This is a genomic window from Nocardia sp. NPDC004260 (genome assembly GCF_053603155.1).
In genome coordinates this window covers 1-7,678 of sequence record NZ_JBSGEZ010000143.1, presented here as the reverse complement: position 1 = coordinate 7,678, position 7,678 = coordinate 1, and the positions used below count along the sequence as shown (strand labels likewise).

Annotated in this window: 5 protein-coding genes; 1 reads left to right on the top strand and 4 read right to left on the bottom strand. The window is 69.3% G+C overall.

Annotation, left to right across the window (positions count from 1 at the left end):
* Nucleotides 1-105: 105 nt before the first annotated feature.
* The 4 genes from ACWEO7_RS37265 to ACWEO7_RS37250 form a co-directional block, all read right to left on the bottom strand.
* Nucleotides 106-2,130 (bottom strand): SDR family oxidoreductase, encoded by a 2,025-nt coding sequence (locus tag ACWEO7_RS37265; protein WP_452430284.1) that lies wholly within the window; start codon nucleotides 2,128-2,130, stop codon nucleotides 106-108.
* A 301-nt stretch (nucleotides 2,131-2,431) separates the two neighbouring features.
* Nucleotides 2,432-4,135, bottom strand: coding sequence for a bifunctional metallophosphatase/5'-nucleotidase (locus tag ACWEO7_RS37260; RefSeq protein ID WP_452430282.1), 1,704 nt, complete (start codon nucleotides 4,133-4,135; stop codon nucleotides 2,432-2,434).
* 85 nt (nucleotides 4,136-4,220) lie between these two features.
* The gene (locus tag ACWEO7_RS37255; RefSeq protein ID WP_452430281.1) at nucleotides 4,221-4,877 is read right to left on the bottom strand and encodes a biliverdin-producing heme oxygenase; all 657 of its coding nucleotides are present in this window, start codon (nucleotides 4,875-4,877) and stop codon (nucleotides 4,221-4,223) included.
* A 106-nt stretch (nucleotides 4,878-4,983) separates the two neighbouring features.
* A complete protein-coding gene (locus ACWEO7_RS37250; RefSeq protein WP_450025409.1) occupies nucleotides 4,984-6,504 on the bottom strand; it encodes a threonine/serine ThrE exporter family protein in 1,521 nt (506 codons plus the stop codon).
* 137 nt (nucleotides 6,505-6,641) lie between these two features.
* On the opposite strand from ACWEO7_RS37250, the gene ACWEO7_RS37245 reads away from it, so the two are divergent.
* On the top strand, nucleotides 6,642-7,496 hold the full coding sequence (locus ACWEO7_RS37245) for an LLM class F420-dependent oxidoreductase (RefSeq protein WP_452430286.1): 855 nt from the start codon (nucleotides 6,642-6,644) through the stop codon (nucleotides 7,494-7,496).
* Nucleotides 7,497-7,678: the final 182 nt, after the last annotated feature.

Sequence of the window (7,678 nt, the reverse complement as noted above, 5' to 3'; positions counted from 1 at the left end):
ATATTGTAATTGATGTTTGGGTTTTAATGTTTTTGTATATTATCAAGTTTTATCCGGCGGGGCGGCCCCCCCCGGCGGACCCCCCCACCCCTCAGTCCTGCACAGTCACCACTGCAAGCCCGGAACGACGCGCGCGACGCGCGCCGCGGGGGAGGGCAGCGCCATGAGCGGCATGATCACCGGCGCCAGCGCGGACAGCGCGCCGCCGGGCGCTTCGGCAGCGGGCGACGGATCGGCCGGACGGCGGTCCGAGCCGCCCCGCGCCGCGCGGGACTCCCCGAACAGCCGGAAGCCCTGGTGCATGATCTGACGCTTCACCGACGGCATCAGCAACTCGACCGCCTGGGCGAAGGTGCCGACGGGCGTGTCGATGCGATGCGGCCGGTCCTCGAGCGCGCGCACCACGATCGCCGCGGCCTGATCCGGATCCGGCACCGGAAGCGAGCGGTACAGGTCGGTCGGGGCGATCATCGGGGTCCGCACCAGCGGCATCCGCACCGAGGTGAACGTGATACCGGCATCCCGGTTCTCCACCGCCGCGATGTCGCTGAAGTTGTCCAGCGCCGACTTGCTCGCCACGTAGGCGGCGAACCGGGGCACCTTGGTCTGCACCGCGATCGAGGAGATGTTGACCACATGCCCGAAGCGGCGCGCTCGCATCGACGGCAGCAGTCCCAGGATGAGCCGCACGGCGCCGAAGTAGTTCACCGCCATGGTGCGCTCGAAATCGTGCATCCGGTCGGTGGAGTTGAGCACGGAGCGGCGGATCGAACGGCCCGCGTTGTTCACCAGGTAGTCGACGTGGCCGTGGTCGTCGAGGACGCACTGCACGAGCTTCTCGACCGCTTCGGAGTCGGTGATGTCGCACGGGTAGGTATGCGCGACACCGCCTTCCGCGCGCACCGCCTCGGCGGCGGCCGCCAGGTCGTCGTGACCGCGGGCGACCATGAGGACCGTGGCGCCGCGCCGGGCGACGGCGTGCGCGGTGGCCAGTCCGATACCGGAGGACGCTCCGGTGATGAGCACGACCCGCCCGGCGAGCGGGTCACCGGTGACCGTGACGCGGCCGCGCTGCGGGTCGAGGTGGTCGCGCCAGTACTGCCACAACCGCTCGGCGTAGCTGTCGAACGACGGGACGGTCAGACCGGAGCCGCGCAGCTGGGCGCGGGTGGAATCGCTGATGAACTCCGCGGAGAACGAGGCGTGCGGAGCGACTTCGGGCGGGATGCCCACCTGCTCGAGCAGGAAATCGCGCACGGTGGTGACGCCGGGGATGTGCGCGAGGCCGCTGAGCGCCAAACCGCTGCCCGGCACCGTTCCCACGCCGGTCGGGGCGCCCGCCGCGGCGGCGAGCGCGCGATACACCTCCCCGAAGGGCTGCGGCTCGGGGTTGACCAGGTGGAAGGTGCGTCCGTCCAGGCCGGGGCGACGGATCAGTTCGCTCATGGCGGCCGAGACATAGTCGACCGGAACGATATTCGTGGCACCGAGATCGGGCAGCGGCAACGGCAGATCGGACGGCAGCGTGGCCAGCCGCGCGATCGCGCCGAAGAAGTAGTAGGGGCCGTCGATCTTGTCCATCTCGCCGGTGCGGGAATCGCCCACGATGATCGCGGGCCGATAGACCCGCCAGCGCACGCCGCGCGCCTGGCGGACGAGTTTCTCGGCGGCGAACTTGGTGCGGTGATACGGCGAGGTCAGCTGCTGTCCGAGGTCGAAGTCCTCCTCGAAGAACTTGCCTTTGTGGTCGCCCGCCACCGCCACGGACGACACGTGGTGCAGCACCGCGCCCAGCTCGCGAGCCAGGTTCAGCACCGAGCGCGTGCCGGTGACGTTCGCCGCGTGCGCGGTGTCCTCGTCGGCCGTCATGTCGTAGACCGCGCCCAGATGAACGATGTGGTCGGCCCGCGGCGCTTCGCACGCCAAACCGAGCCCTTCGGCGGTGAGATCGCCGATCAGCGCGTAGACCCGCTCGGCGCCGCGCCAGCCCGCCGCGATGTCGGTGAACTTGCCCAGTGACGTCTCACGCACCAGCACGTGGACGATCGCCTCGGCGTCGTTGTCCAGCAGGTCTTGCACAACCCGCCTGCCCAGGAAACCGGTCCCGCCCGTCACGATGTAAGTGGCCATCGCACTCTCCTGCTGTTCAGTCGAACCTTGTTGTCGCACAATTCATCCGGCATGCGGCAATGGATGCGGACAGCGTCGATTCGGCCCCCAGCGACAGACGTCGGGCCGAAAGTAGGAACACCTTCGTCCTGACTTATTACTGAACAGTAATCGACCGCGTGCGGCCCCGGCAAGCGATCATGACCCGTTCACCCTGTGGGACTGATCACCGTCGGCGCAGGTCAAACGGTATGTGTTACAAAGATTTCCAGTTACCTTGGTTCTGGTCGAATGTCCAGCAACTGGACAGCGTCCGATCCTGCTACTTCTTCTCGACGCGGGCGGGCGGGGTCTGCACTGGAGGCTTGTCGCGCAGGAACGTCTCGAAGGCGTCCAAGTCGGTCGGGCCCACCGCGGTATCGGCACCCTCGGTGAAGACGGTGAATCCGTCGCCTCCCGAAGCCAGGAAGTTGTTGGTCGTGATGCGATACGTGGCGACCGGATTCAATGGCTGACCTGCGATGTGGACGCTGTCGGCGATCACCTTCGCGCCTATGGGGGCGGTGTCGGAATAGGTATAGCTGAGCCCCGCCGGAGACAGAATGGTCGACTTGCCGGAGTTGTTCCACTGCTGTTCCAGCAGGCGCAGGATCTGGCTGCCGGTCAGCGTGAGCGTAACGACCTGGTTGCCGAACGGCTGGACGGTGAAGAGGTCGCCATAAGTGACCGGCCCCTGCTTCAGATCGGCGCGCACGCCGCCGGGGTTCATGAAGGCGGCGACGGCGGCGGCCGGACCCGCCGTGACCGACAGCATGGAATCGGCGATCACGTCGCCCAAGGGCGAAGTGCCCGCCGGTCCCGGGTCGTGCGGGATGGCGTTCGCGGCCGCGCCGACGACGCGGCCCGCGCGCGGCCGGGACTGCTCGGTGTAGAAATCGATCAGCGCGGTCGTCTGAGCGTCGGGTGTCACCTCGCGGGTCACCACGCGGTTGACCGCCGAGGTCTGCACGCCGTCCCCGCCGAAACGCAGCGTGACGTCGGTGACGAGCCGCCCATACGAGGCGGCCTGGGTGATCACCTTGCCGCCGATGGTGCACACGTAGGGCTGGTGGCTGTGGGCGGTGAACACCACCCGGACCGCGGGGTCGATCCGCTCGGCCAGTCCCGTCACGTTCGGGGTGACGTTCGCGCAGCCGTTGTAGTCCAGGGCGGCGTCCCGCTCCGGCCGCTGGGAACCGCCGTCGTGCACCAGCGCCACGATCGCTTCGGCGCCCGCCGCCTTCAACTCCGGCACGTAGCGATTGATCGCGGCGGCTTCGTCGCCGAAGTGGAAGCCCCGGATGCCTTCGGGCAGAACGATGCTCGCGGTTTCGGGCGTGACCGCGCCGACTACGCCGATCCGATGACCGCCCACCTCCAGCATGGTCCACGGGCGCAGCGCGGGTGGTGGGTTGCCCTGCGCATCGATGACGTTCGCCGCGAGATAGGGAAATTTCGCGCCGGTGAAGGGAGCGCCGGGAGAACATCCGTCGAAGGCACACCCGCCTCGTTGCAAGCGCGCCAATTCCAGCACGCCGTCGTCGAATTCGTGGTTGCCGACCGCGGACGCGGCCACTCCCACGTTGTCGAGGAAGTCGATCGTCGGCTCGTCGTGGAACAAGCTGGAGATCAGCGGACTGGCCCCGATGTTGTCCCCGGCCGCCACCACCGCGCTGGACGGATAGGCGGCCTTCAGCCGTGCGAGATGAGTGGCGAGATACGCGGCTCCGCCGGCGTCGTATTGCGCGATCCTGCCGTTGGACCCGCTCGGCGGCTGCAGATTGCCGTGCAGATCGTTGAAGCCGAACAGGTGCACCTCATCCGGTTGCGCCGCACGCAGGTCGTTCGTCGAGATCAACGGCACGATCCCGGCCGCCGTCGAGGAGCCGGGACCGGCGCCGGGATCGGACGTCGTGCCGCAACCCCCCACCAGGCCGACACCGACAAGACCGGCAAGAACCACGGCGATGCGGCGGCGCGCTCTCATATCACGACTGTCCCACGTCGGCGACGTTCGCGCACGACAGCCGGAATGCCGCCTGCCGCACGGTGATGCGCCGCGCCCGATCCCGCTACTGCGCGGCCGGGAATTCCTCGGCGAGTTCCTCGAAGACCGCGGTGTTCATCGCGAAGGCGCGCCTGCCCTCATCGAGCACGCGGCGGCGCTCCAGGTCGTCGAGCGGCAGCCGGTCGAGCAGGGCACGGTATTCCCGCTTGAACGCGGCGGGATTGCCGACTCCGTCGAAGACGTAGAAGCGGACGCCGTCGCCGCGATGCGGTAGGTCCCACAGCTTCTCCGCGGTGCCGCGGATGACCTGTCCGCCGGACAGATCGCCGAGGTAGCGGGTGTAGTGGTGGGCGATGTACCCGGCGGGCCAGTCGCGCGCGCACTCGTCGATGCGTTCGGCGTAGGCGGCGGTGGCGGGCAACGGCTCCAAGCCGGTTCGCCAGCCGGGGCCGAGCAGATGCGTGAGGTCGCGCTCGAGTTCCGCGGTCCGGGCCAGCTCGGGCCGGATGAACGGCCCGGCCACCGGGTCGTCGGCCAGCGCCGCCCACCGCTGTTCGAGCGCGCGGTAGATGAACCAGAGCTGGCCGGTGTAGCGGTGATACGAGTCGACGCCGAGCGATCCGCCGAGCATGTCGCTCATGAAGCGGGAGTTCTCCGCCTCCGCATGCTGTTGCGCGGTGGCGGTGCGGATCTGCGCCGAGAACGGTACTGCCTCCGACATGTCCGGACCACCTCACCTCACAGCGGGGCCGCCACCGAATCGCGGGCCCTGACCAGTTCGATAAGAGATTACCGGTCGGAAGTTGCGCGCGCATGCACCTCGCGGCTCAGTGCGCGGGCGTCGATCGGCGGCGGCGCCGGACGATCGGGCGGCGCAGCGAGCCGAACCGGCGCAGTATCCGCGGCCTGCGCACGGTGCGGTCGCACCACTCGCCGAGAGTCACGCCCGCCGCCAGCGCGCAGCCGACGCCGACGGCCGCGAGCAGCTGGTTGCCTCCGATCAGCAATTCGTCGTTGAGCAGGGCGTAGAGCCCGCGGTAGACCTTGAGGCCGGGAAGCAGCGGAGTGATGCCCGCGACGGCGACGACCAGCGGCGGAGTCAGCGCGCGGCGGGCCATCAGGCCACCGGCCAGGCCGACCAGCGTCGCGGCGACGCCGGAGGAGATCACCGGGCCGAAACCCGCCTCCTGGATGAGCAGGAAGCAGATGATGCCCGCCGCGCCGCTACCCGCGGCCGCGGCCAGCGCCCGGCGTTCGGCGTAACAGGCGAGCGCGAACGCCAGGGCCGCCACCGCACCGGCCACGATCTTCACCGGCAAGTCGGTGATGTCGCGGGTGGAGGTGAGGTACACCGGGGGCACGGTGGCGTCGACGAGATCGGCGATGCGCAGGGTGAGCGCGATACCCGCGATGATGCCGCCGGTCATCATCATCACCTCGAGCATGCGGGCCGTAGCCGTGATGGGCGCGCCGGTGATCGCGTCCTGTACCGAGCCGACCAGTTGCAATCCGCTCAGCAACACGGTGATTCCGGCCGCGATGATCAGGGTCGGGTCGACGTCGATCCGCAAGCGCGCGGCGAGGCTCGCCAGCACGATGGCCGGGATCGCCGCGATGGCGCCGCCCACCATGTGCTGGAAGAAGAACGGCAGCCCGTAGCGATTGAGGACGCGATTGGTGCGGTCGATCGCCGCGGTGGTCGCGAAACTGACCGCGGCCACGAGGGCGCCGCCGCCGAGCAGCGCGGCGATCGCCGCCGCCATCAGCGACCACGCCGCGGTGGCGGTCCAGCGGTGGTACGGGTGCGGCGCCGAGGTGATCGCGTCGAGTGCGGCGCGGGCCTGAACCGGTGGGACCACTTCGTTGCGGATCCGGCGGGTCAGCCGGTCGACGGCCGCGAGCCGGGTGAAATCCAGGGCGCGGTAGTGCACGATCCGCATCGTGCTGGCCGGTGGCAGGGCGGGGCCGCGGTCGGCCCAGATGCGGATGGCGTCGTAGGTGACGTCGATGCTGCACCGGGACAGCCCGTAGGTGGCGGCGATGAACCGCACCGTCGTGGTGGTGTCCACCACTCCGGTGCCGGAGGCCAGCACCACTTCGCCGACCCGGACCGCGAGGTCGAGGACTTCGGCGACCCTGGCGTCGTCGGTGAGGTCGATCGGCTGCAACGGCGTCGGCGCGGTGACGATGGTGTCCGCCGTCGCCTGCCGGTCCGCGACCAGCCTGCCGACGGCCTGGGTGACGACCGGAATCGGCCGGGCACGCCGCAGGCGAAGCCCGCGACGCCAGCCGAGGTGATCCACCCGTCCGGTGGTGACATCGCCTACGGAAGTTGCCTCAGGACTCATGGAGGCGAACCTAGTCATCCGATGTCTTCTCGGCATCCGTGCGGGTCGCGGAGGGCGCGCCGGTCGCGACCACCCCTTGGTCGCACCGTGGATTCATGGTAGAACTTGTTCTAATTTCGGCGATGGGAGCGCGTACGGTGCGGTACGGAGTCGTGTTGTTCACCAGCGATCGGGGCATCACCCCCGCGGATGCGGCGGTGGCCGCCGAGCGTGCCGGATTCGACACGTTCTATGTGCCCGAGCACACGCACATTCCGGTGGTCCGGGCCGCGGCGCACCCGCGCACCGGCGATGCGAGCCTGCCCGACGACCGTTATCTGCGGACTCTGGACCCGTGGGTCGCGCTCGGCACCGCCGCGTCCGTGACCGAGCGCATCGGCTTGTCCACCGCGGTGGCGCTGCCTGCCGAACACCATCCGATCACGCTGGCCAAGACCATCGCCTCGCTGGATCACCTGTCCGGCGGCCGGGTCAGCCTCGGCGTCGGATTCGGCTGGAACACCGACGAACTGGCCCACCACGGCGTGCCCGCGGGCAAACGCAGAACGGTGCTGCGGGAGCATCTGGAGGCCATGCGCGTGCTCTGGACCGAAGAGGAAGCCGGCTTCGACGGCGAGTTCGTCACCTTCGGCGCCAGCTGGTCCTGGCCGAAGCCGGTGCAGAAGCGCATTCCGGTCCTGCTCGGCGCGGCGGGTACCGAGAAGAACTTCACCTGGCTGGCGAAGTACGCCGACGGATGGATCACCACGCCCACCGAGGACGACCTGGACCCCAAGATCGCTCTGCTGCGCCGGATCTGGCGCGAGCAAGGGCGTGCCGACAATCCGGAGGTCATCGCGCTCGCCGGGCGGCACGACGCGCAGCAACTGGCGCGCTGGGCCGAATCCGGTGTCAGCGAAGCCGTTTTCGGACTGCCCGACCGTTCCGCGGAGGACGTCCGGGCCTACCTCACGCGCCTGGCGGGAAAACTGGGTATCGAGCACGCCGGGTGACACGCGCGGGGTGACCAACCGCGTCCGCGGATCACAGCAAGGGCTCACCAGGGCACCGGCCACGACGATAGCGCCCGCTGACGAGAAGTGGCCCGCGCGAGGCGGGTTCGCGCGGGCCACGGAGGACGCTGTCAGCGCAGGTCGCGGCTGCGGAAGGCGGTGATGCCGACGGCGAGCAGCGC

Excerpts from the sequence above, each read along its gene's own strand:
- ACWEO7_RS37265 (WP_452430284.1), bottom strand. The coding sequence starts at position 2,130 with ATGGCCACTTACATCGTGACGGGCGGGACCGGTTTCCTGGGCAGGCGG.
- ACWEO7_RS37260 (WP_452430282.1), bottom strand. The coding sequence starts at position 4,135 with ATGAGAGCGCGCCGCCGCATCGCCGTGGTTCTTGCCGGTCTTGTCGGT.
- ACWEO7_RS37255 (WP_452430281.1), bottom strand. The coding sequence starts at position 4,877 with ATGTCGGAGGCAGTACCGTTCTCGGCGCAGATCCGCACCGCCACCGCG.
- ACWEO7_RS37250 (WP_450025409.1), bottom strand. The coding sequence starts at position 6,504 with ATGAGTCCTGAGGCAACTTCCGTAGGCGATGTCACCACCGGACGGGTG.